The sequence below is a fragment of the Trichococcus sp. TS_SC_9 genome (genome assembly GCF_056156325.1).
In genome coordinates, this window is record NZ_CM149591.1 from 304,329 (window position 1) to 330,575 (window position 26,247).

24 protein-coding genes, 1 riboswitch and 1 other annotated feature are annotated in these 26,247 nt (G+C 48.9%); of the genes, 3 read left to right on the forward strand and 21 right to left on the reverse strand.

Features of this window, described 5'->3' with window-relative positions; all coding sequences use genetic code 11:
- The first annotated feature begins 144 nt into the window (after nucleotides 1-144).
- Nucleotides 145-1,350, forward strand: coding sequence for an MFS transporter (locus AC0J5I_RS01310; protein WP_475302527.1), 1,206 nt, complete (start codon nucleotides 145-147; stop codon nucleotides 1,348-1,350).
- A gap of 58 nt (nucleotides 1,351-1,408) precedes the next feature.
- Here the strand turns inward: AC0J5I_RS01310 and AC0J5I_RS01315 are convergent, their stop codons facing one another.
- The 7 genes from AC0J5I_RS01315 to AC0J5I_RS01345 all read right to left on the reverse strand — a co-directional run bounded on the left by AC0J5I_RS01315 (nucleotide 1,409) and on the right by AC0J5I_RS01345 (nucleotide 7,281).
- Nucleotides 1,409-1,618, reverse strand: a complete 210-nt coding sequence (locus AC0J5I_RS01315; RefSeq protein ID WP_107995643.1) for a YdbC family protein — start codon at nucleotides 1,616-1,618, stop codon at nucleotides 1,409-1,411.
- Nucleotides 1,619-1,868: 250 nt separating this feature from the next.
- Entirely contained in the window at nucleotides 1,869-3,053 is a 1,185-nt protein-coding gene (locus tag AC0J5I_RS01320) for an amidohydrolase (protein WP_475302533.1), read from the reverse strand.
- 82 nt (nucleotides 3,054-3,135) lie between these two features.
- Nucleotides 3,136-3,363, reverse strand: coding sequence for an ATP-binding cassette domain-containing protein (locus tag AC0J5I_RS01325; RefSeq protein WP_475302537.1), 228 nt, complete (start codon nucleotides 3,361-3,363; stop codon nucleotides 3,136-3,138).
- Nucleotides 3,364-3,543: 180 nt separating this feature from the next.
- Nucleotides 3,544-4,995, reverse strand: coding sequence for a UDP-N-acetylmuramoyl-L-alanyl-D-glutamate--2,6-diaminopimelate ligase (locus AC0J5I_RS01330; RefSeq protein ID WP_475302541.1), 1,452 nt, complete (start codon nucleotides 4,993-4,995; stop codon nucleotides 3,544-3,546).
- 223 nt (nucleotides 4,996-5,218) lie between these two features.
- Entirely contained in the window at nucleotides 5,219-5,884 is a 666-nt protein-coding gene (locus AC0J5I_RS01335; RefSeq protein WP_475302544.1) for an SIMPL domain-containing protein, read from the reverse strand.
- A gap of 103 nt (nucleotides 5,885-5,987) precedes the next feature.
- Nucleotides 5,988-6,452, reverse strand: a complete 465-nt coding sequence (locus AC0J5I_RS01340; RefSeq protein WP_475302548.1) for a hypothetical protein — start codon at nucleotides 6,450-6,452, stop codon at nucleotides 5,988-5,990.
- Between the two features lie 70 nt (nucleotides 6,453-6,522).
- Nucleotides 6,523-7,281, reverse strand: coding sequence for a hypothetical protein (locus AC0J5I_RS01345; RefSeq protein ID WP_475302552.1), 759 nt, complete (start codon nucleotides 7,279-7,281; stop codon nucleotides 6,523-6,525).
- Between the two features lie 255 nt (nucleotides 7,282-7,536).
- Nucleotides 7,537-7,612: riboswitch (Fluoride riboswitch) on the forward strand.
- 53 nt (nucleotides 7,613-7,665) lie between these two features.
- Here AC0J5I_RS01345 and AC0J5I_RS01350 point away from each other — a divergent pair.
- On the forward strand, nucleotides 7,666-8,859 hold the full coding sequence (locus tag AC0J5I_RS01350) for a cation:proton antiporter domain-containing protein (protein WP_475302556.1): 1,194 nt from the start codon (nucleotides 7,666-7,668) through the stop codon (nucleotides 8,857-8,859).
- 48 nt (nucleotides 8,860-8,907) lie between these two features.
- Here AC0J5I_RS01350 and AC0J5I_RS01355 read toward each other — a convergent pair whose 3' ends face one another.
- The 12 genes from AC0J5I_RS01355 to AC0J5I_RS01410 all read right to left on the reverse strand — a co-directional run bounded on the left by AC0J5I_RS01355 (nucleotide 8,908) and on the right by AC0J5I_RS01410 (nucleotide 24,464).
- Nucleotides 8,908-9,615: a response regulator transcription factor gene (locus AC0J5I_RS01355; protein ID WP_475302558.1), complete on the reverse strand. Its 708-nt coding sequence runs from the start codon at nucleotides 9,613-9,615 to the stop codon at nucleotides 8,908-8,910.
- Nucleotides 9,608-12,340, reverse strand: a complete 2,733-nt coding sequence (locus AC0J5I_RS01360; protein ID WP_475302560.1) for a DUF4118 domain-containing protein — start codon at nucleotides 12,338-12,340, stop codon at nucleotides 9,608-9,610. The genes AC0J5I_RS01355 and AC0J5I_RS01360 overlap by 8 nt, the downstream gene beginning before the upstream one ends.
- Nucleotides 12,341-12,365: 25 nt before the next feature.
- The gene (gene kdpC, locus AC0J5I_RS01365) at nucleotides 12,366-12,923 is read right to left on the reverse strand and encodes a K(+)-transporting ATPase subunit C (RefSeq protein WP_475302563.1); all 558 of its coding nucleotides are present in this window, start codon (nucleotides 12,921-12,923) and stop codon (nucleotides 12,366-12,368) included.
- Nucleotides 12,924-12,932: 9 nt separating this feature from the next.
- The gene (gene kdpB / locus AC0J5I_RS01370; protein WP_475302567.1) at nucleotides 12,933-14,990 is read right to left on the reverse strand and encodes a potassium-transporting ATPase subunit KdpB; all 2,058 of its coding nucleotides are present in this window, start codon (nucleotides 14,988-14,990) and stop codon (nucleotides 12,933-12,935) included.
- A 20-nt stretch (nucleotides 14,991-15,010) separates the two neighbouring features.
- Nucleotides 15,011-16,696: a potassium-transporting ATPase subunit KdpA gene (gene kdpA, locus AC0J5I_RS01375; protein WP_475302569.1), complete on the reverse strand. Its 1,686-nt coding sequence runs from the start codon at nucleotides 16,694-16,696 to the stop codon at nucleotides 15,011-15,013.
- 257 nt (nucleotides 16,697-16,953) lie between these two features.
- The gene (locus tag AC0J5I_RS01380) at nucleotides 16,954-17,709 is read right to left on the reverse strand and encodes a class I SAM-dependent methyltransferase (protein ID WP_107995627.1); all 756 of its coding nucleotides are present in this window, start codon (nucleotides 17,707-17,709) and stop codon (nucleotides 16,954-16,956) included.
- Nucleotides 17,710-17,755: 46 nt separating this feature from the next.
- Nucleotides 17,756-18,394 carry an NAD(P)-dependent oxidoreductase gene (locus AC0J5I_RS01385; RefSeq protein ID WP_475302575.1) on the reverse strand — a complete coding sequence of 213 codons (639 nt, stop codon included), beginning with the start codon at nucleotides 18,392-18,394 and terminating at the stop codon, nucleotides 17,756-17,758.
- A gap of 184 nt (nucleotides 18,395-18,578) precedes the next feature.
- The gene (locus AC0J5I_RS01390; RefSeq protein WP_107995625.1) at nucleotides 18,579-19,979 is read right to left on the reverse strand and encodes an MATE family efflux transporter; all 1,401 of its coding nucleotides are present in this window, start codon (nucleotides 19,977-19,979) and stop codon (nucleotides 18,579-18,581) included.
- A 66-nt stretch (nucleotides 19,980-20,045) separates the two neighbouring features.
- Complete coding sequence (locus AC0J5I_RS01395; protein WP_107995624.1) at nucleotides 20,046-20,522, reverse strand: GyrI-like domain-containing protein; 477 nt, start codon at nucleotides 20,520-20,522, stop codon at nucleotides 20,046-20,048.
- A 358-nt stretch (nucleotides 20,523-20,880) separates the two neighbouring features.
- Entirely contained in the window at nucleotides 20,881-22,578 is a 1,698-nt protein-coding gene (gene argS, locus AC0J5I_RS01400; protein WP_107995623.1) for an arginine--tRNA ligase, read from the reverse strand.
- A gap of 122 nt (nucleotides 22,579-22,700) precedes the next feature.
- Nucleotides 22,701-22,972, reverse strand: a binding site (T-box leader).
- Between the two features lie 63 nt (nucleotides 22,973-23,035).
- Nucleotides 23,036-23,647 carry a GNAT family N-acetyltransferase gene (locus AC0J5I_RS01405; protein WP_475302584.1) on the reverse strand — a complete coding sequence of 204 codons (612 nt, stop codon included), beginning with the start codon at nucleotides 23,645-23,647 and terminating at the stop codon, nucleotides 23,036-23,038.
- A 58-nt stretch (nucleotides 23,648-23,705) separates the two neighbouring features.
- Complete coding sequence (locus AC0J5I_RS01410; protein ID WP_475302587.1) at nucleotides 23,706-24,464, reverse strand: alpha/beta hydrolase; 759 nt, start codon at nucleotides 24,462-24,464, stop codon at nucleotides 23,706-23,708.
- Between the two features lie 106 nt (nucleotides 24,465-24,570).
- Between AC0J5I_RS01410 and AC0J5I_RS01415 the strand changes: the two genes are divergently transcribed.
- A complete protein-coding gene (locus AC0J5I_RS01415) occupies nucleotides 24,571-25,227 on the forward strand; it encodes a DNA alkylation repair protein (RefSeq protein WP_475302589.1) in 657 nt (218 codons plus the stop codon).
- A 12-nt stretch (nucleotides 25,228-25,239) separates the two neighbouring features.
- On the opposite strand, the gene AC0J5I_RS01420 is transcribed toward AC0J5I_RS01415, so the two are convergent.
- Together AC0J5I_RS01420 and AC0J5I_RS01425 are read right to left on the reverse strand one after the other, a co-directional pair.
- Nucleotides 25,240-25,776 (reverse strand): dihydrofolate reductase family protein, encoded by a 537-nt coding sequence (locus tag AC0J5I_RS01420; protein WP_475302591.1) that lies wholly within the window; start codon nucleotides 25,774-25,776, stop codon nucleotides 25,240-25,242.
- A gap of 176 nt (nucleotides 25,777-25,952) precedes the next feature.
- Nucleotides 25,953-26,246, reverse strand: coding sequence for a barstar family protein (locus tag AC0J5I_RS01425; RefSeq protein ID WP_475305437.1), 294 nt, complete (start codon nucleotides 26,244-26,246; stop codon nucleotides 25,953-25,955).
- Between the last annotated feature and the right edge of the window lies 1 nt (nucleotide 26,247).

Here is a 26,247-nt window from a genome sequence, read left to right on the forward strand (position 1 = left end):
GTACACTTTACCAAAAATCCGTTTGATTATCCATTTGGCCGAATTGCGCGGAAAGGACATGCCTGAGTGGTCCCTCTGCTAGACTTTTTACCCGAAAAGGAATTTAATGAAGATGACGAAATAATCGGAAAGAAGGTTTTCGAGATGGCGGATAATCAGAAAAATAAAAAGCGGATCCTCGGCGTCGAGAGCAATATTTTCTTTGTCGGCTTGACTAGTTTCCTAACGGATACGACGACAAAAATGGTCTACAGCATCCTGCCTTTATTCCTGACGACATTGGGCGCTTCGAAAACGGAAATCTCCCTGATCGAAGGGATCGCCGAAAGCACTGCTTCCGTCCTGAAATCCCTCTCCGGCTGGTGGAGCGACAAGATCGGCCGCAACAAGCCATTCATGATCATCGGTTACGGCATCACTGCCCTCCTTTCTCCACTCTTCGCCTTCGTGACGACGCCGCTGCAGGTCCTGTCGATCCGCTTTGTTGAACGCGTCGGAAAAGGCATCCGAACAGCTCCCCGGGACAGTCTTGTGGCCGGCTCTTCGGAAGAAAACAACAATGCCGGCCTGAATTTTGGTTTCCATAAAGCGATGGACAATAGCGGCGCCATCGTCGGCCCACTGATCGCCTTCGCCGTATTGGCTTCCTTCCCCGGCGACTACCGGCGTGTCTTTCTATTTGCGGCTATCCCGGGATTTCTGGGGCTTCTGTCAATCATCTTTTTTGTTAAGGAAGCCAAACGCGCTAAATCGGAGCGGCTCGGAAAACTAGCCTTTCGGGATTTCCCCAAGGACTTCTACCTTTTTCTGGCCATCGTTTTCTTTTTTACATTGGGGAATTCGACGGATGCCCTGCTCTTGATCAAAGCCAGTGACGTCGGCGTCAGCGATGCGTTCATCCCGATCATGTATCTGGTATTCAACGCGATTTCGGTTACCTTTGCCGTTCCACTCGGGAAACTGTCCGATAATATTGGCCGCAAGCGGATCATCATCGGCGGCTATCTAATGTTCTCGCTGATCTATTTTGGTTTCGGCAAGGCCACTACCCCTTTCGCCATCGTCGGTCTATTCGCTTTTTACGGTCTTTACAGCGCCGCAACGGATGGCATCCAAAAAGCCCTGGTATCCGACATCATCGGCAAGGAAAAGAAAGGGACCGGTCTGGGCCTCTACAACGCTATCTTGGGGATGACGCTGCTGCCGGCCAGTCTGATTGGAGGATGGTTATATGATACTTTCAACAACCAGGTTCCTTTCTACTTCGGTTCCGCCATGGCATTACTTTCCGCCTTTTTGATGTTCCTCTTCTATCAACGCGGAAAACGCAACGGATCGGCCCATGCTTAATATAATGCTGAAATCGAAAAACCAGCTGAAGCAAATACACTTCAGCTGGTTTTTTCGGTTATTTCAGGATTTTGGCGAGGGCCGCCATCTCTTCTTCGCTGAAGGTCAGTCCTTTACCCATCTTTTCGTGTTCTGGACTCCATTCGCGGATGTCGTATTTTGGTGGTCTGCCGTTCCAACTGACCAAGTTCAATTCTTTCGTCCAACCTTTTGCGGATGTGGACAGGATGCCGAGTTCTTCGACGATTTCAAATGTGATGTCTGCCATAGGGAGGATCCTTTCTTTTTGGAGTTTGAGGTTCGCTGCCTAGATGCTTTGTGGATTGGCAGCTTGCCACTTAATTATAACGCAAATTATAGTTCATTTAAAATATCCGCGGACTATTGAAAAATGGATTTCTTTTTCCTTTTCTTCTTCTGAGCGCCGGTTTATCAGATATATATGTTTTATCAGACAACCTCAGACGCAATGGCAATCGAGTTATCGGTCGGAGCCGCATATTGGGCTTCTGACGCCATCATTTCTGTGCATGCTGACAGGCTTCCCATTGATCCAGCACCTTGATAGCCAAAGCCGAGAAGTAATCCGCTGCGACCACCAAGGCTTCTTCTTTGAGATTGAATTCAGGATGGTGCCATTCACGCGTGCCTTCGACGCCCATGAACACAAAGAATCCGGGCATCAGCGTCTGAAAATGCGCGAAATCCTCCCCGCCAGCAACTGGGTTCGGCTCCACGAAACGATAGCCTTGTTCGGCAGCTGTATCTTCCATGATTGCTTTGAAGCGAACATCATTGTCCACGATGGAAACATACGGGTGCCAACGGAAATCGGCTATTGCGCCGAAACCGGCCGCGATCCCTTCGGCCGTCCGGCGCATCAAGGCCGGGATTTTCTCGCGGTCTTCTTTTTGGAAGGCGCGGACGGTCCCTTCCATGTAGACTTTCTCGGGAATGACGTTCCATGAGTTGCCGCCGTGGATCTGTGTGATGCTGATGACTGCGTTATGGAATGGACTTGTATTTCTGCTGATGATCGTCTGCAGACCGATGATGACCTGGCTTGCGATGACGATTGGATCGATGGTCGAGTCCGGAATGCCGGCATGTCCGCCGACTCCATGGATTTCCAGTTCGAAACGATCTGCGCTAGCCATCAGTCCACCTTCACGGATGCCAATCGTGCCGACAGGGAGATCCGGCTTGTTGTGCATCCCGAAAATGGCAGAAACGCCCTCCAAAGCACCGGATGCTTCGACCCACTTCGCGCCCTGTGCGATCTCTTCAGCTGGTTGGAAAATGAAACGGACCGTGCCTTTCAGTGCCACTTTTTTACCCTGAAGCAGGATTGCTGCTCCAATCATGGAGGCTGTATGATAATCATGACCGCAGGCATGCATGAGCCCTTCCGTTTCGGAAATGAACGGCAAACCGGTTGCTTCTTTGACTGGCAAAGCGTCGATATCGGCACGCAATGCGATGGTCGGACCAGGTAGTGCGCCCACGACTTCTGCAATCAGACCCGTCTCCAGCGGATAATCCAAGATTGTGATTCCTTCCTCCGACAGCCAGCGGCGGATACGCTCAGTCGTCGCAAATTCCTTTGCGGACAATTCCGGATGCGCATGCAATTCACGCCGGTAAGCGACCAACTTTTCGTAGAGTCCTGTTTTAGTTTGTGTTTCCGTTTGCGTTGCAGTCATCGTATCATGCTTCCTTTCGATGGTTCACTATATAAATCCGGGCATATCAAACCCGTTCAGCTTTTCTTATTCTCCAGTTGGTTCAAGAATTATTTGGTTCGGGCTTGCTGCGGATTATCGAATAGGCTCTCTTCTTCAGAACGACCTTATCCGGCTGCTCAAGGAAATACAGGCAGCGCAAAAAGGTCGATCTCCCGGAACCGGAAGCCCCGATAATAGCCAAAACTTGCCCTCGTTCCACTACTATATCGATTCCGTTCAGTACCGTCAACTTATAAAAATTTTTATTGAAACCTTTCACTTTAATCATCAGCCTTCCTCCATGATAGCCCGTGTTATCGAATTTCGTACTCGAATTCGGTTTCCCAATCCAATAACAACACAAGTCATCCCCGATCGCGCATCTGCAGTCTGGAAAAATATAAAACACGTACAAAACAAATAAGCCGCAAAACGCTCTTTCTCAGTGTTTTACAGCTTTATGACCATTCTATTTTTCTGAATTTTTCAGGTACAGCACCGTTTCCTTGTCGGAAGCAGTCGGTAAGGCATAATCCGTCTTGTATTTCTCATGGCCTTTGCCGGTTATCAGAATCCAATCGCCTGCCCGAGCCTCATTTACTGCTGCTTGGATGGCCAAGGTCCTGTCCATTATGATGTCGATTTTATGCTTCCCAGCAAATTTATGCTGATAATCAGCATATTCCTGCCTCATCGCTTCTTCCTTAACGCTATTCAAATCGTCGGTGGTTAAAATCACACGCGCACTCTGATCCATCGAAGCCGCGATCATTTCATCCCGCTTCGATGCATCCCGGTTGCCACGGAAGCCGAAAATGTGAGTGATTCTTTCCGCTCCGTCCTTATGCATCGACGTCAGAATCGAAGTGACCGCTTCCGGCGTATGCGCGTAATCGATGATACAGTGGACGCCATCCTTCAGATGGACGATTTCGTACCGGCCCGGCACGCCCGCAAACGAACGCATCTGTTCCGTAACATCCGCCAACGGATAGCCGAGATCCTGAATCACCGCACTAGCCATCGCAATATCATAGAGATTATGTTCGCCGGGCATATGCGGATCCAACACCGACGTTTCATCAGAAACGTCCAACGTGACATCCTGATTCGTCATCTTTTTGATCGACAAAGTGGCATCTTCCTGATGACCCACGGTGATGACCACTATCCCCTTGGCGACCAGCCGCTGCGTCAGTTTTCCCCCCCAGGCGTCATCGGTATTGACGACCGCTTTCCCATCCGGCTTCAGTTTGTCGAACAGTAGCGCTTTGGCTTCGAAATAAGCCTCCATCGTTTTGTGGTAATCCAAATGATCGTGCTGCAGATTCATGAACAGGGCGTAGTCGAAAGCGACGCTCTCCAGACGGTATTGGGTCAGCCCGTGCGAAGAGACTTCGATGACGACAAAGTCATCCTTTGACGCCGCAATCAACTCATGCACTTTTTCGGCATTCGGTGTCGTGTTCGGCGTTGGATATTGGATCCCATTGATTTCATTGTAGAGGGTACCGATCATGGAAACGGTAAAGCCTTGCTGCTCCAGCAAATGCTTGAGGAAAAAAGCAGTCGTCGTCTTTCCGTTCGTGCCGGTTATGCCGATGACGCGTTTCCTATCGGACGGATGATCATAGAATTTATCCGCCAATTGGCCCAGCGCTTGGCGACTGTTGGCAACTTTTAGGTAAGGAATCGGCAATGCCTCTGGGCAATCGTGCTCGCCAACAATCAAAGCGGCGCCTTGTGCGATTGCATGGGGAATATAATCATGGCCATCCTTTTCAAAGCCAGCAATGGCGACAAATACCATTCCGTCCGTGATGTCCCTGGAACTATCGGTAATGCCGGTGATTATTTGTTCTCCATCCCACTTTGGCTGCTCTCCCAGCTGATAATCAGACAGCATTTCTTTCAGTTTCATGGATATGCTCCTTTAATGATGTTTCTAGCGAGCTTCAGTATACTTATCAAATGCGAAGTTTGTGTGAATTTTTGTAAGTAACACGCGTTGCCTTGTATAGGATATAACATCACGGCGCTTCTCGGTACTGTTATGTTGCAGAATTTTTTTTGCGTTGGGCGGAAATATTATGATAGCTATGGGGCTTTCCAGTATACCTTTTCGATTCTGAAAGACGATCCCGTCAAGCCTTTTGTGAACTCAAGATTTCCCAGACGATCGTCACGGTATCGCTGTTGCTGATGTCTTCCGGCTCGAGATCGATCATCGGCGCGCTGTCATAGGCCATCTTCGATGAAGCTGCATAGACGCGGGAGCGCACTTCGATTTCGCCCCAGTCATAATCGATCGACAAGATTTTCCCAAGCATGACACCACCCGCAGCAGCCAGTATCTGCGCCTTCTCCTTGGCGTCACGCACGGCATCCTCCAGTAAGGCTTGCTCGACTGCATGCCGATTCTTCAGGAAAAAGTAGACCGAAAATTCCGGACTCGCTTCGCAAGTCGACAAAGCCAACAGAATTTCGCCCAGGCGCTTGCTGTCATTTTCAAAAGTTATCTTAAGATCATTCCGGTAGCGGTAGCCTAGGAAGTAGCGCTTGTTTTCGCCGCGGAAATCGTTCCTGTGCTCATACGCGCTGTCGATTGAAAAGTGTGTGGATCGGATTTCCTTTTTAGAGAATCCGAGCGGCAACAACGTTTCCCGGACTTGCTCCAGCGCCAAGGCGGCATGCTGCATCGCCAATTCGTACGTATCCTGGATATCCTCCAACTGCTGTGAAATGGCGATAGCATCTGGTGGCGCGCTGGCAAAACCTTTGCCCTTGACCGTCATTCTTGAAATTTCCATGTTGGTCATCCTCTTTTTGAATGGATCTGGTTCATTTTCCTTAAGCCTAGCAATAAGTAAGCGGTTTCACAAAATTAAGGGCTGACTATAAAAAAACAGCCGTTCAAGACGACTGTCGGGTTTCTTCCGCATTCAGTTTCTTTGCTGAGAGCCAATCTACAAATGTACGCACACCATACGTTAAAGGGATCGAAAGGTGCAAGGCTACCTGCAGACCGTGCAGCATCATAAATTCCACCGTATTGATCGGATTAGGGAGATCCATCCCCAGCTGATACAACTGGTAAGCCTGCTGCGCCTGCAGCCCAGCCATCACCAAAAAGAAAGCATTGCTCCAAAAAGGTCGGCGCGTATATTGGTCAAAGAAAGCATGCCGATAGACAACATTCACCAAAAAGAAAAGGGCACTAATCATGATGATGACCATGATCGCGCTTCGGTGAGCTATCCCGCCAAGTCTATCATCCGGCATTGAGATATAAACAAAAAGTAGTGCTGTCATGATCAACAAGCTATAAAAGCCGAATTTGTAACGAATCTTTTTTTGATCCTCATCGTAAAATTTCACAGTAATCCCTCCACAACATACTTAATCTGACGATGCATGCGTCTGATTTCAAGCAAATTTTTTTTCGAATCTACGCTTCCGCGTAAGATTTCACCAACACCGCCATCTCCTGCTCAAGCATGTCGATTTCGCAATAGGCAAGCGTCGGATTATTCGCGGCGAAATAGCGGTAAACTTGGTTCACGCGCACGCGGAATTGTTTTGGGCTGATCGGCAACTGGTTCGCGCGTTTCACGCCACCCTTCTCGTTCAAGAGGAACTGCCGGTTCAATGCATGGATGACCTGAACCCATGAACATGCCGCTTGGAAGAAGCTGCCGCTCGCGTAATGGATGCCCCCCTGCATAGCGGCACCATGGCCATTTTCGAGCGAAAGTGTTGCTTCCTTCATGAAATAAGCAATCGTCGCTTGGCGCAGCTTTTCCGGATATGTTCCCTGCATTGCAAGCATTTCCTTCATCGACTTAAGCGGATGGTCCGGTGCTTCCCAGAGAATCCGGCCATAATGGATTTCCGCCGCGTAACTGCTGTTCACGACGCCGAAAGGATGGCCGCTCTTATGCTTGATCGAAATCTTCCCGTCAAGGCAATCGGAAATGGCGTGCACAACAGGATCGATTTCCCTTAGTTTGTAATGTATGGACACCCCGGTATCATCCATCCGGCAGACCACATGTTCCAGTTCCTGGTTGGACAGTCCTCCGGCGACATGATACAGCAAGATGCCTGATTCCGTTATATTGTCTCCACCACCGTGCCCCACGATGCCTTTCAATCCAGGAATGCTTTTCAGTTCACTCACAATTTTCTCTCTGTTCACTTCGTTCACACATGCCACCTCACATTTTTCTGATGGAAAAACTTGTCGGAGCAGCCGGTCGAAAAATTGAATAGTCCCACAACTACGGGCTCCCAGCCTTAGATCGTGCAATTTGCTTACTTTTATCCTATCATTTTTAGGCAATTATCGCAATTTTGACAAGGTACACCTTCTCAGAGTAATTCGCTCTGGCAATAGCGCCAAAACAAGGAAGCGATTTCTGTTTCCCCTTGTCTGCCTTCTGAAAACATGCTATCATTCTATCTATAACGAGGGAATGAATGTCTCCCGAAGCAAATCGATTAAACCGCTTATACAAGCTGATGACTTCTGCGCAATAGGCGCAGTCCGTCATCAGCTTTTTTTAGTGGAAACAATATGGAGGTGCAGCTTTTGATTTACAGTATCGCGCTTATTCTCATACTCGGTTTTCTTCTCAGTTCGCTCTTTACCCGGTTCCAACTTCCCGGCTTGTTGGGCTTGATTTTGACCGGCATCCTGTTGGGCCCTTACGCAATGGATCAGATGGCGCCGGAATTGCTGGCCATTTCCGCGGATATCCGGAAAATCGCCTTAATCGTCATTCTCGTGCGCGCCGGCTTGACGATGGACTTGGGCGATCTTAAAAAGATCGGCCGTCCTGCTGTCCTGATGACCTTTTTGCCGGCTACGTTCGAGATCCTGGCGGTCATCCTGTTGGCGCCGAACTTGTTGGGCATCACTTTACTTGAGGCTGCCATCCTTGGGGCCGTTCTCGGGGCTGTTTCCCCGGCTGTCGTTGTTCCCCGCATGATTATGCTGATTGAGAGTGGCTATGGCAAGGCCAAAGGGATCCCACAGATGATTCTGGCTGGCGCTTCAGTCGATGATGTCTACGTCATCGTTCTGTTCACCTCGTTCATGGGCATGTACACCGGCAGCGGGTTCCAGGCAATCACGTTGCTTTCCGTTCCGGTTTCGATCGCCTTGGGTCTGCTTGGTGGTCTGTTGGTTGGTTTGGGTCTGGTTTTTCTCTTCAGGACGTTCCACATCCGTGACACGATGAAAGTCATGCTGGTGCTGAGCGCTTGTTTCCTGTTGGTGGCGACGGAGGATTCCTTTGCCAAATTCATCCCCTTCTCCGGATTGCTCGGTGTCATGGCTGTCGGAGCCACCTTATTGAAAAGACGCCCGGAATTGGCCAGACGTCTGAATGATAAATTCTCAAAAATCTGGTCCGCAGCCGAAATCTTCCTGTTCGTACTGGTCGGGTCGGCTGTCGACATCACTGCTTTGGGCGACGCCGGTTTAGCGGCTGTTGCCTTGATTTTCGGAGCTTTGATTTTCCGGATGGCTGCGGTCTTCCTGGCGGTTTCAGGCACAAACCTGAATGCGAAGGAACGTATTTTCTCCGCGATGGCGTACACGCCGAAAGCCACTGTCCAAGCGGCCATCGGTTCGATCCCTTTGGCTGCTGGAGTCGAAGCGGGCAGCATCATTTTGAGCGTCGCCGTCTTGGCGATCATTTTGACTGCGCCGATCGGAGCCACCTTCATCGACCGCACCTACAAGACCTTATTGACGAAGGATCCCGCATCAAGAAAATAAGAAAAGATACGCCCTCAAGTGCATAAGCGCTTGAGGGCGTATCTTTTCTTATTCATCCAATTCTTCGACCATGCGGTAACCGACTCCGATTTCAGTCAGGATATATTCCGGTTCCGCTTGATTTTTTTCTATTTTTCGGCGGATATTGGCCATATTGACCCGCAAAGTCCGGTTCTCATCCATATACGGCCCCCAGACAGCCTTCGTGATGAAGTCATGCGTCAGTACCCTTCCCGCGTACTGCGACAACAGGACAACTATTTTGTATTCGTTGGGAGTCAAATGGACCTCTTTCTTCCTTACGGTCACTTTCCTCTTTTCATAATCGATCATCAATTCTCCGACACTGAAACTGCCCTCTGGCAATGCTGAAGTATTCACTTGGTGCAGGCTATGCCGCAGGGCAGTACGAATGCGCGCCAACAATTCCGAAGTGCTGAAAGGTTTGGTGACATAGTCATCCGCACCGCAATCCAGCGCCTCCACTTTTTCCCGTTCATTGCCGCGCGCGGATACGACCATGACAGGAACAGCGGAGAAAGTACGGATTTTTTTCAGGACCTCCATCCCATCCATATCCGGCAAACCCAAATCCAACAGAATCAAATCTGGATTGTAAGAGGTCATCAGCGCCATCCCTTCCTTGCCGCTCGCCGCTTTCAGGACGGCATAATCATTCGAAAGCAGGATTGCTGTCAAAAAGTCGGTAATGTGCTGCTCATCCTCGATCAAAAGTATCGTGAGTTTATTATTCATGCTCTTCTCCTTCTGTCAATGGCAGTGTGAATTCGAAGACAGCACCGCCTTCGAGACGGTTTACTCCCTTCATTTTCCCGCCATGCGCCTGCACAATCGTCATGCAGATGGACAGGCCAATTCCCATACCTCTGGATGAATCTGAACTTTTTTGGTTAGCACCCGAATTTGCTTCAAACAGGAAAGGAAATTGTTCATCTGAAATCCCCTCTCCATAATCGACTACGGCAAAGACTGCCTCATCTTTCTTTTCATGCAGATAGAGATCAATGACAGAATCATCCGGGGAATGCGTAATGGCGTTCTCCATCAGATTGATCAGTACCTGCATGATCAATGTGGCATCCATAGGTACAAACAGCGCCTTTTCGGGAATACTGACTCTGAACTTGCGTTTCGGAAACCTCTTCTTGATTCGGCTGAGCGCATCGGAAATGACCTCCTCAGCGATCTCATCCGTTTTGTTTACGGACACGGAACCCTCTTGAATACGGGTAACTGACAGAAGGTTTTCCACAAGCCGAATCAGCCACTGCGCCTCGCTCTGGATCGAGGTCAGCAACTTATGCTGCGTTTCTTTGTCGAAACTTTCTTCGTTTTCCAGCATGGCGGAGCTCGCCCCCAAAATCCCTGTCAAGGGCGTCCGCAAATCGTGGGAAATGGAGCGGAGCAAATTACTCCTCATCTTTTCCCTTTCATTTTCCACAATCGTTTCCCTTTGTTGATCGGACAGTTGTTGGCGTTCAAAGGCTAAAGCTATCAGCGAAGAAATCATCTGGAGTGTCGAACGGCTTTCTTGGTTAACAACACCTTCTCTGCAGCCGATCCCGACTACGCCCAACACGTTCCTTTCAGATGCAATCGGCATGTAAAAACCATCCGCTCCGCTCAGCGTATCCGTACCTGATCCGGCAATTTTATTGTTCAAAAACACCCAATTGGCGACCGCTTCCTCGTCCCGGGTGAGTAGGTAGTCCGCCTCTGCCCTATTTGAGCTGCGGACTGAGGTCTTCGGGATGCCACCCTTTTCGTCGATGGCATAAAAAACAACCGGGCGATTGAACGAACGGCTGATATAATCATTCGCAATAGTAACGATGCTGTCGAGGCCGCGTGTTTTTAATAACTGCCTGTTGATATCATACAAGACTTGCAGGCGCTGCTCCCGCTCCACTATCAGACTGGCCTGGATCCGTGAACTCGTGATGAGGCTTGAAGTGATCAAAGCGATGATCAATAATATAAAAAAGGTGACCAAATACGATGGATCATCGGTTTTGAAATGGAAAATCGGATCTACGAAAAGGACATCGAACAAAAGCACACTTACCACGGAAGCAACAATTCCATAAGCATAGCCGTCCGTCGCCCGCGAAGTCAAGATGACCGCAAGCAGATAAACCATTGCCAAATTATGCTGTTCCACTCCCCAGGATTTCAACAGATAAGAAATCACGGTTGTCACAAATAAAATACCCACCATCTTGCTTGTCTGTGTGCTGGACATTGTCCACCAACTCAACCACCGCTTGAATGAAAAGCTGCGGAGCGCCGTCCCTTGGGAACCATCTGGGTCGTTGTTGGAAAGGATATGGATCTCGCTTTTATCCAACAAGGAAATGAGTCTGTCCTCAAAATCATGTTCCCATAAACTGCGGATGCCTTTTTTCTTTTTACTTTTTCCGATGACGATATTTGTGATTCCAGACATATTAGCAAATTCCGCCAATGCTTCAGCAACATCGTTCGCATGCAAAATCAATGTTCTGGCACCCAACTTGTCCGCCAGCTTCATATTTTCCTCTAAGTCATCCTGCTGTTGCGGAGACAGCCTGCTCTCGTCTCTGGTCACAACATGGACGGCTGTCCATTTGCAGTGAAAAGCCTCAGCCGTCCTTGCAGCCCAACGAATATTTTGCGCAGAGAAAGGCGAGGCAGTGACACATGCCAAAATATTTTCATTCACTTGCTTATCTAATGAACCTGCATTCGCCTGCTGCTCGGCACTGATCCGGTCAGCCAACTTGCGCATGGCAATTTCACGCAGCAGGCGCAGGTTTTCTTTCGTAAAAAAATTCTGTTGGGCCAGTTTCACCTTGTCTTCCCGATAGATTTTGCCTTCCTTCAACCGTTGGATCAGTTCTTCGGAATCGATATCGATCAGCTCAATACTGTCGGCCCGTTCAAAAATATAATCAGGTATTGTTTCATTTACGATCACATTGGTTATTTGAGCCACGACATCCTTCAAACTCTCGATGTGCTGCACATTGACTGTCGTATAAACGTCAATGCCCGCCCGTAGAAGTTCTTCGACATCCTGATACCTTTTTTTGTTCCGGACACCGATTGCATTCGTATGCGCCAATTCGTCGACCAAAATCAACTCTGGGTTTCGTTTCAACGCGGCATCCAAATCAAACTCCTGAAGCTTGATGTTCTTGTAGCTGATCTCTTGCGGCGCAAGGACAGGCAACCCCGGCAAAAGGAGATTCGTCTCAGGACGGGTGTGCGGTTCGACGTATCCGACGACGATATCCACACCTGCAGCCAGTTGATCATGGGCGTCTTCCAGCATCGCATAGGTCTTCCCTACTCCAGCCGCATAGCCAAAAAATATCTTCAGTTTACCGAATTTTTGGCTGTCCCGTTCTTCCGTTTTCTTGATCATTTTCAACAACTGCTCCGGGTCAGGGCGCACATCCTCCTGTCTTCTCATTGCCATCCTCACTTTCCTGTGTTATTGCTTCTTATTCAGCGGCGGATGCTTCATCCAGTGCTAAGTTCACTTCCAGTACATTCACTGCAGGTTCGCCGAAAACAAACAAAGCCCGTTCGGACGTCTTTTCATTGATGATGGCTTGTACCCGTTCCGGATTCATTTCACGTTCCGCAGCTATACGTTCCACTTGGTAGGCGGCTGCCTCCGGTGAGATATGCGGATCGACACCGCTTGCTGATGCCGTCACTAGCTCCATTGGGATATCTGCTTCATTCAAAGGATTCAAATCTTTCCAAAAGTCGATTCTTTCCGAGACTGCTGCCGCCTGCTCCCCGCTTGAAGGGGATGCGTTGCTGACGGTTTGCGGCCGTCCAATCAGATATTGCGGTTCCGTGAATGCTTGCCCCAACAAGCTGGAACCCACAAGTGCTTCTGAACCCTCCTGTGTTTCTATAGTTATCATACTACCATTCGCTTTGTCTTGAAAGAGCAACTGTGAAATCCCCGTAACAGCGGCTGGATACATAATCCCGCAGATGACGGTGAAGACTGCCATCACTCGGATGCTTGTACTAAATTTCTTCATGATTTCCTCCTATACTAATCCGAGCAATGTGATGATTAAATCGATCAGCTTGATCGCGATGAATGGCGCCACCAAGCCGCCTAGTCCGTAGATCAAGATGTTCCGCTTCAGCAGCTTTCCGGCAGGTATTTCTTTATACGGCACCCCTCTTAACGACAAAGGGATCAAGAAAATGATGATTAGCGCATTGTAGATGATCGCTGACAGGATTGCGCTGTTTGTGCTCGTGATGTTCATGAAGTTCAGCACACCCAGCTCCGGGTAGATGCTCAGGAACAGCACCGGGATGATGGCGAAGTATTTCGCAACGTCATTTGCGATGCTGAACGTGAATAAAGCGCCGCGTGTCATCAGCAATTGCTTCCCGATACGGACAATTTCAATCAACTTCGTCGGGCTTGAATCCAGATCGATCATGTTTCCGGCTTCTTTGGCTGCCTGCGTTCCGGAATTCATCGCCACGGCCACATCGGCTTGCGCTAATGCAGGAGCATCATTGGTGCCGTCGCCCGTCATGGCCACCAGATGGCCTTCCCGCTGATATTCGCGGATCAGGTTCATCTTATCTTCAGGTGTCGCTTCCGCCAAAAAATCATCCACTCCTGCTTCGGCTGCTATCGCCGCAGCGGTCATCGGATTGTCACCGGTGATCATGATCGTCTTAATGCCCATGCTGCGCAAATTATGAAATTGCTCCTTCACGCCGTTTTTCACGATGTCCTTCAAGTAGATAACGCCCATAACTTTATAGTTCTTCGCTACCACAAGTGGTGTCCCACCTTTTGTGGCGACTTCCCTGACGATTGCGTCACACTCTTCAGGAAAGGGTTCGCCGTGGTCAAGCACATAAGTCTTGACGGTATCAGCTGCTCCCTTGCGTATTTCATTCCCTTGGTAATCGATTCCGCTCATCCTCGTCTTCGCGCTGAATTCGATGAATTCTGCCTGCAGCGCGCCCATATTGCGGCCTCGAATGTTGAACTTTTCTTTCGCCAAAACGACGATGGATCTGCCTTCCGCTGTTTCATCCGCCAGCGACGACAGCTGCGCAGCATCCGCCAAGTCCTCTATGCTGACGCCGGCAACCGGATAGAATTCAGCGGCTTGACGATTACCCAAGGTGATGGTTCCTGTCTTATCCAGCAGCAAGATGTCTACATCCCCGGCTGCTTCTATGGCACGGCCACTCATTGCCAGTACATTCGCTTGATTCAAACGGCTCATCCCGGCGATACCGATCGATGACAGCAGCGCACCGATTGTCGTCGGAGCCAAACAGACAAGCAAGGCGATGATGTTCGTGATCGTAATGGCATTCCCTTGACCAGTTTGCTGCGCTGAAAAGGCGGTGAACGGAAAGAGCGTGCCGCTCACGACCAAGAAGATGATCGTCAGCGTGACCAGAATAATTTGCAGAGCAACCTCGTTCGGCGTCTTCTTTCGCGAAGATCCTTCAACCATTGCAATCATCTTATCCAGGAAACTTTCTCCGGCCTCCGCAGTCACTGTAATGACCAGCCAGTCGGACAAGACGGTTGTCCCGCCTGTCACAGCACTTCTGTCGCCGCCCGATTCACGGATTACTGGCGCTGACTCGCCAGTAATGGCACTCTCATCAACGGATGCGGCCCCATCAACCACATCTCCGTCCATCGGTATTTGCTCGTTGGCTTCCACGAAGACCAAATCGCCTTTCTTCAGGCTGCTCGAGATGATCCACTCAAATGTGTCATGATCTTCTTTCGTCAACAACCTTTTCGCTTGGACATCGGAGCGGGCACTGCGTAAGGTATCCGCTTGTGCGCGGCCGCGTCCTTCGGCTATCGCCTCCGCAAAATTCCCGAAGAGCACAGTGAACCACAGTATCAGCGTGATGATGAGCGTGTAACCTGAAGACTCATCCTTTGTTCCCGTCAGCGACAGGAAAAACAGGATGGTCGTGAAGATGGCACCCAAGTATACGACCAACATGACCGGATTACGCACTTGTATTTTCGGTGACAGCTTCTTGAAGGACTGTTTGACCGCATCCAGCAATATATCTTTTGATATGGCATTATTTTCCATTTTTTAGTTTCCCCTCATCATTATCGTGTGACAAAAAAATCTGCAATCGGACCCAGCGTCAATGCCGGCAAGTAGCTCAGCGCCCCAATGATGAGGATGACACCCAAAAGGAACGCCGTGAACAGGCCATCACTTGTGGAAAGCGTCCCTTCGGTTACAGCGACCTGTTTTTTCCCGGCAAAATTACCGGCCAAGTAGATGGCTGCAATCATCGGCACGAATCGCGCAATCACCATGATGCCTGCACCAACCAAGTTGGTGAATAACGTATCCGACGCAAAGCCAGCAAAGCTGCTCCCGTTGTTGTTGGCGAGTGAGGTGTAATTATAGAGCGCTTCGGTAAATCCGTGAGCGCCAGTAGTATGGAGCCATTCCGTGATCATCGGCAGCATTATGGCGACAGCCGTGCCGATCAAACTCAACAGCGAAGGCGTCAAGATGATAACACTCGCCATCTTCATATCGAATGGATCGACTTTCTTGCCCAGATATTCCGGCGTCCGTCCGACCATCAATCCCGCTATGAATACAGTCAGCAATACAAAGGCCAGCATCCCATAGATACCTGAGCCAATGCCACCGAAGACGATTTCGCCTAACTGCATCAAGAACAAGGGCGCTAGGCTTCCTAATGCGGTATAGCTGGACAAGCTGGAATTGGTCGCTCCCGTGGAAGTAGCCGTAGTTGCTGCTGTCCACAGCGCCGATCCGCCAATTCCATGGATCACTTCTTTCCCTTCCATGTTTCCGCTAGCCTGTACGCCTTCAAATATGGGGCCCAACGACCATTCACTGTAGGTCACCAAAGCCAGCAGACCCACGAATAATGCCGCCATCGTAATGAAAAGGGCCCGTGCATGCAATCTGTCCTTCACGGCTTTTCCGAAAGTGAAGAGCAAGGATACCGGGATCAGCAAGATGGAAAGTAGCTGCAGCACATTCGATAAGGCTGTAGGATTTTCCAAAGGATAGGCTGCATTCGTTCCGAAGAAACCTCCCCCATTTGTCCCCAGTACCTTAATGGCTGCTTGACTCGCTACCGGTCCTAAAGAAATAGAGAACAGCTCTCCAGATTCCAAAGCGGTTGCTTGTTGTGCGCCTTGAAAAGTCTGGATTACGCCCTGAGATGCGAGTAAAACGGCCAAGACAGTAGCCAATGGCAGCAGGATGTACAGGACGGCCCGCGTCAAATCCTTCCAGAAATTACCGATTGCTTGGCTTTCCTTTAAGATCAATCCGCGGATCACTGCAAAAAGAACAGCAAGTCCGACAGCTGCAGAAAGGAAATTCTGCACCGTCAACCCCAGCATCTGCGACAGATAGGACAAGCTCACTTCACCAGCATAGGCTTGCCAGTTCGTATTGGTGATGAAGCTGGCTGCGGTGTTCAACGCTAAGTCCCAGGACATCCCGGCTTTCCCTTCCGGATTCAACGGCAGGAAGCCTTGGAACATCAAGAGCATCCATAAACCGGCAAACCCAGCGAGCGAAAATCGGACGACTGCAAGGGCATAGGACTTCGCATCCATCTGTTCTTCTTCATCGACTCCGATGAGCCGGTATACAGCCTGTTCTATCGGCGCAAGAATTTTGGTCAACATCACTTTCTTTCCTGCCATCACTTTATAGATCCCATTTCCGACAACCGATGCCAGCAGCACCAACAGTACGAAGAAAACGACATATTGCACAACTATGAAACTCATAGATCTTCACCCCTAAACAAGACATAAAATAAATACAACAATAAGCTCACTCCCAATAAACAGGCAAAGATGGACACAATACCCACTATTCCCACTCCCAACTTTTAATTCTTTAGTTCTTTACTATGTCAATCATACTGCCAAAGCGTGTTAAGAAAGTGCTAAGGAAAGGGACGACGGTGTTAAGATTGCATATAGATGACGGTTTCAGTCCAAAAAAAGATTCCCTCTTTCGAAGGAATCCGTCTCTGATCTTACTATTTTGTTTCCCGTTTCTGCAAAATATAGAAAACATAGTTGTAGTAGGCACTGTATTTTTCGAAATGTTTCATTTCCTGGCGGTTCTCTTCCACCAGTGCTTTTGCGTCATCACTGTGGCCGTGCCTTTCCAGGAATGCCGCTTCATTGGTTTCATAGTAATGATAGTAATGGCTCGTCCAGTCCGATTCGGGCAGGATGAAATGCGCCACCGGAATATAGCCGGCTTCCTCGATTTGAGCGGTCTTCTCAGCAATCGTCGCCATTTCCGGGTAAACTTCGGTCCAATATTTGTCCACGATTTGAGGACGTTCCGGTGTCAGCCAGGAAATTTCGGAAACGACCAAAAACCCGTCTTTTTTCAACAACGGACGCCATTCCCGGATGCCTCTGGAAAAGCCGATGTTGTAGATGGCGCCTTCTGCCCAGATGACGTCCAAAGATTCGGGAGCGAAGGCAAGCTGTTCCATATCCATTTCCTTAACCGTCAAGCGGTTTGTAATGCCATGTTCCAGGACTTTGTGCTTGAGTATATTCAAAAATTCTTTGCTGCTGTCAACCGCCGTGATGTGGGCCGGCGTCTGTTCACTCAGCACCATGGTTTGCGCGCCGGTTCCACAGCCGACGTCCAATAATTGCGCTTGCGGGGTCAATTGCGGCAGAAACTGCAGTGCTTTGATGGTGCTCTGTTGGCTGCCGGGACCTTGGCGCGGGTTGCTTTTATGAAAATCGATGATCAAATCCAATGTTTCCATGAATTTCCCTCCTGATCTGCGTTTTCGTACCTGTTAGCGTAAGAATCTATTGTCGTTCGCCGACGACTGTGTAGCGTTGCCTTAGATGTCTTTGCCTTTCGATCTCGTCCACAAATGCAATCGCATAATCCGCGTAACTGATGTAACTCTCGCCTTCGCTGTTCAGCAGCAGCGTTTCTGCCCCTTCGGCGTAGTTTCCGGTCCGGTTGCCGTTTGGGTCAAAATAAGCGGATGGCGAAAGATAAGTCCAATTGACGTTGCTTTCCTTCAGTATGTTGAGGGCTTTTGCCATGTTCGTCGCAGTCGGTTTGAAAGCTTCGGGAAAATTGGCTGTTTCCATCACGCGGATCGTTTTTCCGGGATCCGCATAAAGGCTGCCGGCGCCGCCTACAACGATCAAGCGCGTTTCCGGCAGGTGTTCCAGCTCATCAATCAACGACTGCAGCGAGGTGACATGCTCCTCTTCCATCCCCGCTGGCGCATTGAAAGCATCCACGATCACATCGAATCCTTTCAGATCCTGCACTTGCACATCAAAAATATCCCGCTCCATGATAGTTACTTGTTTGTCTGCGAGCTTGGCGGGATTCCGGATGATGGCCGTCACCTCATGTCCCCTGGCATGCGCTTCCTCCAAAATCAACCTGCCTTGCCTGCCTGTCGCTCCGATGATTCCGATCTTCACTCAAATCCCTCCGTTCTGGTTTCAAACGTCCATCTGTCTCCTTCATTTTAGGATTCCGGGGAATAAAAGTAAAGCCGGACACTTATCCAGAAGCGAAAACACAGCCTCTCGCGAATCCAAGAAAAAAAGCCCCGCAGAATCCTTTCGGCTCTGCAAGACTTCGTTTTTCGCATCATTTTTCTGATTATTCCGGAATAGACTCCCCAATCGTATGCGGGTAGATGTTCGCAATGACCTCTTTGTCGATTTTCTTGTTGAAATATATGCTCATGACCAATGCGAAGACTTCCGCAATCGGAAACGCCCACCAGACAAACGCAACGTTGCCCATCAAGGAAAGCAGATAAGCTGCCGGCAGCAGCACCACGACCTGGCGGATCATGGAGACCCAAAGACTCAGGCCACCTCTTCCAAAGGCCTGGAACACAGAACCGGAAACGATGTTGTAGCCTGCAGCAACATAGCAGAGACTGATGATCCGCAAAGCCGGTATCCCGATTTCCAGCATTTCATCGGATGCGTTGAACAACTGCAGAAGTGTGCCGGGCATCAGCAGGAAAATGGCTGCACCGATGAACATGATTGCCATCGCATATCTTTTCGACAAGGTGATAGTCTGCTTGATCCGCTCTTTTTGATCGGCACCGTAGTTATAGGCAATGATTGGCACCATCCCATTATTCAGGCCGAAAACCGGCATGAATATGAAGCTTTGAAGCTTAAAGTAAACACCGAATACCGCAGTCGCAGTCGGTGTGAAACGGATCAGAATATTGTTCAGGCTCAAATTCAGGAAGGAGCCGACAGCTTGCATCAAAATCGACGGGCCGCCGATAGAATAGATTTTTTTGATTGTTTGCATATCCGGGCGGAACCCTTTAAACGATAAAGTGATTTCCTTATTGAACCGGACATTGAAAAAGAACGCCAGTGATGCAGCGGTTATCTGTCCGATGACGGTTGCGATTGCAGCGCCTCTTGTCCCCATTGCCGGAACGCCGAACCAGCCGAAGATGAAGATCGGATCGAGGATGATGTTCAGGATTGCACCTGTCGCTTGGGTCGTCATCGTGAACAAGGTTCTGCCTGTGGATTGCAGCAAGCGTTCCATGCTGACCTGCATAAAGACTCCGATTGAGAAGACGCAGATGACTTGCAGGTAATCGATTCCGTAGGCGATGATTTCTGCATCCTTCGTCTGGAAAGAGAAATAAAGCGGGATGAAGAACAGGCCCAACGCCAAAAATAACAGGAAATGCATGGCATTCAGAAAAATGCCGTTATCGGCTGTGCTGTTTGCAGCCGCGTAATCCTTTTCCCCGAGTCGTCTGGAAACCAACGCATTTATCCCGACCCCTGTCCCGACCGCCAAAGCGATCATCAAGTTCTGCACCGGGAACGCCAAGGATACCGCAGTCAGGGCTTTTTCACTGATTTGGGCCACGAAGATGCTGTCCACGACATTGTATAAAGCCTGTACCACCATGGAAATCATCATTGGTACGGACATGGAGATCAATAATTTGTTGACGGGCATGACACCCATCTTATTTTCCGCCATTGCTGGCTGTTTGTTTTGTTGCATATTTTTTCCTTTCCAAAAAAGTGGAGCCGTCTATTCGACGGCTCGCCTTTTTGTAGCTATAATTTTTTATGATTCATCTGCCTCTTGGATAGGCAATTCGATTTTGGTCAAGTATTCCTGCGGCGTGAAGCCTTCGCCGTTGTAGTAGGTTTCATAGGAGATGCCGTTCGTCTCGAAATCATGGAATGTCAACCACTGGTCCATTTCCTGATAAAGTTTCGGGATTTCATTATAAGGGCCGATGTTCAGACAGGATACACGTTTACCTGCCGGAATGATGGACATGCGGATATCATCCTGCGGCGGCAATAATTTTGCGATCGGATAACCAACTTCAATTTCGACATTTTGCTTCGTGAATGAGTAATAGATCGTGAAACAGGGACCTGCAGGCAGTTCTTCCAACAAATTCAGATAGGTCAGGACTTTTTCGCGGCAGTCCCCTATCTTCGTCTGCATATTTTTCAGCGTCGTTTCCGTTTTGATGGAAATGATGCGCTGCTCCGGTTGATTGGTCAATGTGATGTCTGAAATTCTTCCCATTTTACAAAACCCCCTTTAACAAGGCTTGCGATGCACCGACTTTGAAAACTTCAATATAAGGATAGCATACTTTTCAGAAAAAAACCGTTTTGGTGCATCAAGTGTCGAAAAACCGCCTTATTTCCGGGTGTTCTCAACGCAGGGAAGAGTTTTTTTGGAACAAATCAAAAAGCCCAAAACTATGTGCATAATTTTAGGCTTTTTGGTTTTTTTAAGAAGGATGATTCATCTCATCCTATTTAGTCGAACTCTGAATCCCAGAAATCTCCGTCTAAGTTGACAACCCCACGCGGACAAAAAACGTCCGCTCTGTGTCTGTCCCCTTAGTGCTCGATTTCTACCCGGGATTCATCGTATCCTACATTTTTTCTGGGGATTGGACGCCTAGGAGTCTTAGGCCTTCTTGCAGGACTGTGGCTACGGACTGGACAAGTGCTAAACGGGCGTTGCGTTTGTCGTCTTCCACCAGCACTTTGGTGTTGCCGTAATATTTATTGAATGCTTGGGACAAGTGGATCGTGTATTTCGCGATCACGGATGGCTCGAATTTTTCGTAGGCTTGTTGGATGATTTCAGGGAAACTGTTCAACAGTTTCACGACTTCCCATGCGTAAGCATCATCCAGACCAAGGTCGGCTGCTTCGGTTGTGTCCAGTTCGACTGCCGCTTTGCGCAGGATGCTCAAACCGCGTGCGTTTGTATATTGGACATAAGGGCCTGTTTCGCCTTCGAATTGCACGACTTCCTCCAAATCGAAGTCAAAATTGTTCAGACGATCATTTTTCAGGTCATGGAAAACGACAGCGCCGACGCCGACTGCTTTGGCGACTGCTTCTTTGTCTTCCAATGTCGGATTCTTCTCGTTGATTTGCTTCAAGGAAAGCTCGGTCGCTTCGTTCAGGACTTCCTCAAGCAAGATGACTTTCCCTTGACGCGTCGACAGTTTCTTGCCGCCTTGCGTGATCAGGCCGAACGGGATATGGTGCATGTTTTCTGCCCAGTCGTAGCCAAGCTCTTTCAGAACGGCTTTCAGTTGTTTGAAGTGGTTGCTTTGTTCATTGCCGACTGCATACAGTGACATCGCAAAATCATAGTTGCGTTTGCGGTAGATCGCTGCAGCCAAGTCGCGGGTGATGTACAAGGTTGCGCCGTCCGATTTTTTGATCAAAGCAGGATTCAGGTTGTATTTTTCCAAATCAACGATGGTTGCGCCGCGGTCCTGAGTCAGGATACCGGCTTTGTCCAGCAGTTCAACGACTTCTTCCATTTTATCGTTGTAGAAAGCTTCGCCGTTGAAGGAATCGAAAGTGATCCCCAACATATCGTAGATTTTCATGAATTCCTGCAGCGATTCAGAACGGAACCACTCCCAAAGATGCAAAGCTTCCTCATCGCCATCTTCCAATTTCTTGAACCAAGCGCGGGCTTCGTCGTTCATGGTATCGTCTGATTCTGCTTCCGTGTGGAAACGGACATACAGAGTCAACAATTCATTGATCGGCTCAGCTTTGACTTTTTCTTCGTCGCCCCACAATTTGTAGGCCACGATCAGCTTACCGAATTGCGTGCCCCAGTCGCCCAAATGGTTGATTTTGATTGGATTGAAGCCGACTTTCTTCATAATGTTGGCCAAAGAATTTCCGATGACCGTAGAGCGCAAATGACCCATCGAGATCGGTTTCGCGATGTTCGGCGAGGACATATCAATCGGCACATTGCCGCCTTTTCCGATATCGGCTGTTCCGAATGCTTGCTTCTCGGCCGCAATTTCATGCAGGACCGTATTCGTTACCGCTGCTTTTTCAAGGAACAGATTGACGTACGGGCCCACTGCTTCCACCTTTTCGATGTAGGGATGGTTCAGTTGTGCCGCCAAATCTACGGCGATGGCTTGCGGCGCTTTGCGCAAAGCTTTCGCTAGTGCGAATGCCGGAAATGCGACATCCCCGTGCTCTGTATATTTAGGTACTTCCAGCAATTGGTACACTTGATCGTAGCTTAAATGCTCCGGTACCAACTTTTGAATCTCTTCAGCAACAATCTTTTTATAATCCATATTTTTCTGCTCCTTTATTATATGCCTCTACTTATCCATATGATGAATGGATCACTTGTCTTCTCTTTAGGTGCCGCCAATCTGCGATAACGATAAAAAAAGCCCCTATTCTGCCCTGGCAAAATAGAGACGAATATCCGTGGTACCACTCTAATTCGATAAAGCAACACAGATGGGCTCTGATTATTTTATCCTTTTGAACCGCTAACGGGGCTAAACCGAATGACGCTACTCACAAACGTTCTTTCTCAGATGTCCGATGAACAGGGGGATCACGTTTGTCTTCAAGTCACTTTCTCTGAAGTGCGTTTCCTTCTTCGCTCCGTTGCGGGCTTCCACCTTCCCCGCTCGCTGTGAACATTGCACGAAGTACTTTCTTCATCAATGAATGTGTTTAGTATCTGTAATACTATATCAAAGCCAGCCCTGTTTGTCTAATTGATTTTTGACTTCCCCATCATTCCGATGGATTCGGCAAATGCTTCGGGCGGCTCATCCAAATGCTTTCCGAATAGTCCATGAAAATTTTTCCAATCCATGATTTTTTCCGATGCACTTCGCGGAAGCCGATCCGTTCGTAAACACTTTGAGCCCGTCCGTTGCTGTCAACGACATCCAAGGAGAAAGTTCGGTAAGGTTCCGTTTCGATCAACTTGAGCAGCATCTTACCGGCAACACCTTGGCGCCGATCCGCTTCATTGGTTGCCACGCACTCAAAATAAAGCGTCTCATCGTCGATTGGCAAGGGCTCCCCGTATTCTTTATGGAAGCTGAAATAACCGACATGCCCCCAGATGAATCCGAAGTTTGCCAAGAAATCTTCCTTGTTCACTTCCATGGCACGGCGTTGGTTGGTCGAACAACCTACCATCGCGACCGGGCGATCCCCGTCCATCGCAACCTGGATCAGGTCCTCCTGCAGCAGCCTGCGGAATCCGCCCAGCAAGCGCTCGGTATCCCGGTGCAACGTCTTCATGTCCTTGTAATAGCTGGTGACGAAAATTTTTCTGACTTCCTCTTTTTGGGCTTCCGTTAATTGGCTCATTTTCGCCATCGTTATTTCTGTCATATTTTCTTCCCTTCGTGCAAATCTTAGGTAAATTTTGCTTATTATTTGATCCGCTGCATTATGGCTGGCGGTTGTTTTCGATAAATGATGTGATGACTTCAACAGTCAGTTGTTGCTGCTGATTGGTAGAGATGGTTGCAGTCCCATCCTCCGCTTGCATTCCGTAATCGCCGAACTGGCCATGATTACCGCCATCCAGCACGATTTCCGTATAGTCATCCGGCAGCTTTTCTTGCGCTTCACCGTAGCTTTCGCGATTCAGGACTTCATCCTCCGAACCGTAGATGGAAAGAACCGGGAACGGCGCGTCGGTCAAATCACTGGACGGATAGGACGCCAGGAAAATCAAGCCTGCTACCTCATCAGCTTGGTCAGCCGCAAAACTGGAAGCCATGACTCCACCCAAGGAATGCCCGGCGAGATACCAATCCTGCACACTCTCTTCCTGTTCCATGATCGTTTCTGCCGCATTGGCATCAAAGACCGCCAAATGGAAAGGCATCTTGGCGACGACCACCAACAAATCCGCTTCGGCCAAGCTGCGCAACAAAGGCGCATAGGCTTCCGCTTCCACCTTTCCGCCCGGATAAAAGATGATGCCTTCCTCTGGATCTTCCCCATTCGGCGCAAAGGTGATCGCGTCATCGGTTTCGGTGATCGTGACCGATCCATCCGACTGCAGCGCCTCGACCGCACTTGCTGTCGCTTTATAATAGTCATTTACGTACCAAAAGAACGCACCTGCAACAATCACTGCAACTACAGCCAATCCGATGAGTAGTTTACGGATCCAGCTGGATTTCCTGTTTTTTTCCATAGTATCCTCCTTCGAATCATGATTGCACTTTTACAAAAACTGTTCTAAAGTGATTATGACGAGTGACTTACAAGTCGCATCCACCTATGAAAGGCAGGTTAACACCATGTGGTATGATGGCATTTTTGAATCTTTGCTGGCATTGCACGATGAAGAACGCGCTCCCCAGATGTCGGCCTATATGCGTAATCAATTCCCGTTCTTAGGAATCGCGACGGGCCCGCGGAAAGCAGCATATAAAAAATTTCTTGCAATTGCAAAAAAAGAAAAGAGAGTCGACTTCGATTTCGTCGATCAGTGCTTCGAAAGGGATGAACGGGAATTCCAGTATGCGGGCGTCGACTATCTTCTGGCGATCCAAGATTGCCTGGGTCCGGAAGACTTACCGAAGCTGAAGAAGTACATCCAGACAAAATCTTGGTGGGATACCGTCGACGGGCTGGATGGAGTTGTCGGATCGATCGTCCAACGTTATCCGGAATGCAAGCCGACCCTGCAGGAATGGAGCCTGGCGGACGACATTTGGCTTCGTCGCGTCGCCATCGACCATCAACTCGGTTTTAAATCCAAGACGGACACGGCTTTACTGGCGGAAATCATCCAGAACAATCTTAACCAGAAAGAATTCTTCATCAATAAAGCCATTGGTTGGAGTCTGCGAGATTTCAGCAAAACGAATCCCGATTGGGTCCGCGCATTCATTTCCGCGCATAAGGAGGATCTGGCCAATCTGAGCATCCGCGAAGGCAGCAAGTATGTCTGAAACGAGTAGCCTTTATTTTTGGATTGGCTCGTAGGTGAGCTGCACCAATCCGGATTCAAAAGTTGTTGCTTCAACCAATTTCAAAGACAGCTCCTTTTCGTTCTCTTTGAACAACGGAATGCCTTCTCCCAGCAAAATTGGGATGATGGATACAGTATAGCTATCAATCATCCCCTTTTTCCGGAACAGGTCGATTGCTTCAGAACCGCCATCGATAAAGATGTCTTTTCCGGGCTTGCGTCGTATCTGATCCAACAATTTTTCGGGAGATCCGCTGTAAAAATGGACCTGATCATCAGCGATGCGCTCCGTCCGGGAAAGGACATAACAGTCCCGGCCTGCATGCGGGAATTCCCCGCCGAAAGACAGCACTTTTTCGTAGGTCTTACGTCCCATGATGACCGTGTCGATCGTTTCGATAAAAGCAGCATAGCCATAATCTTCGTCATCTCTGGCAACACTATCAAGCCAATCGATATTTCCGTCCGAATGCGCGATGTAACCATCGAGACTGGCTGCGATATAGACTCTGACTTTTCTTTTTCCCATCTGAACACCCCTAACTTGTCTACCCCATACAGTCAACTATACGCTTGGTTGACAATCAAGGAAAGAATTTTTCGTTCGGAAATTGAGAAAACCGCAAAAAAGACGATTCTGTACGAATCGTCTTTTTTGCGTGGACCGCGATTTTTAGGTTGACAATCAGTCATTGTCCCATTCATTTATTTGCATAAACTTCCCAGCGGGTAGGCAAGGACCAAACGTATGGCGGAATTTGCCGCAGCAACTTCCTTGAATAGGCGGACCAATGCATCCCCATAATCGCCGAGTTGATTTTGCACCCATTGCGGATTCTGAAGGATGATCATTTTGCCGGAAAAATCGGTCGTCAGACAATCCCATAAGGCATCCAAATTGTTACCATAATATTCGGGTAGGTGCAATTTCATTTTCAGATACGCATGCGTTGCTTTCCGGTCGGTCATTTCGCCGCCTTCCAAACGGATGATTTCCATC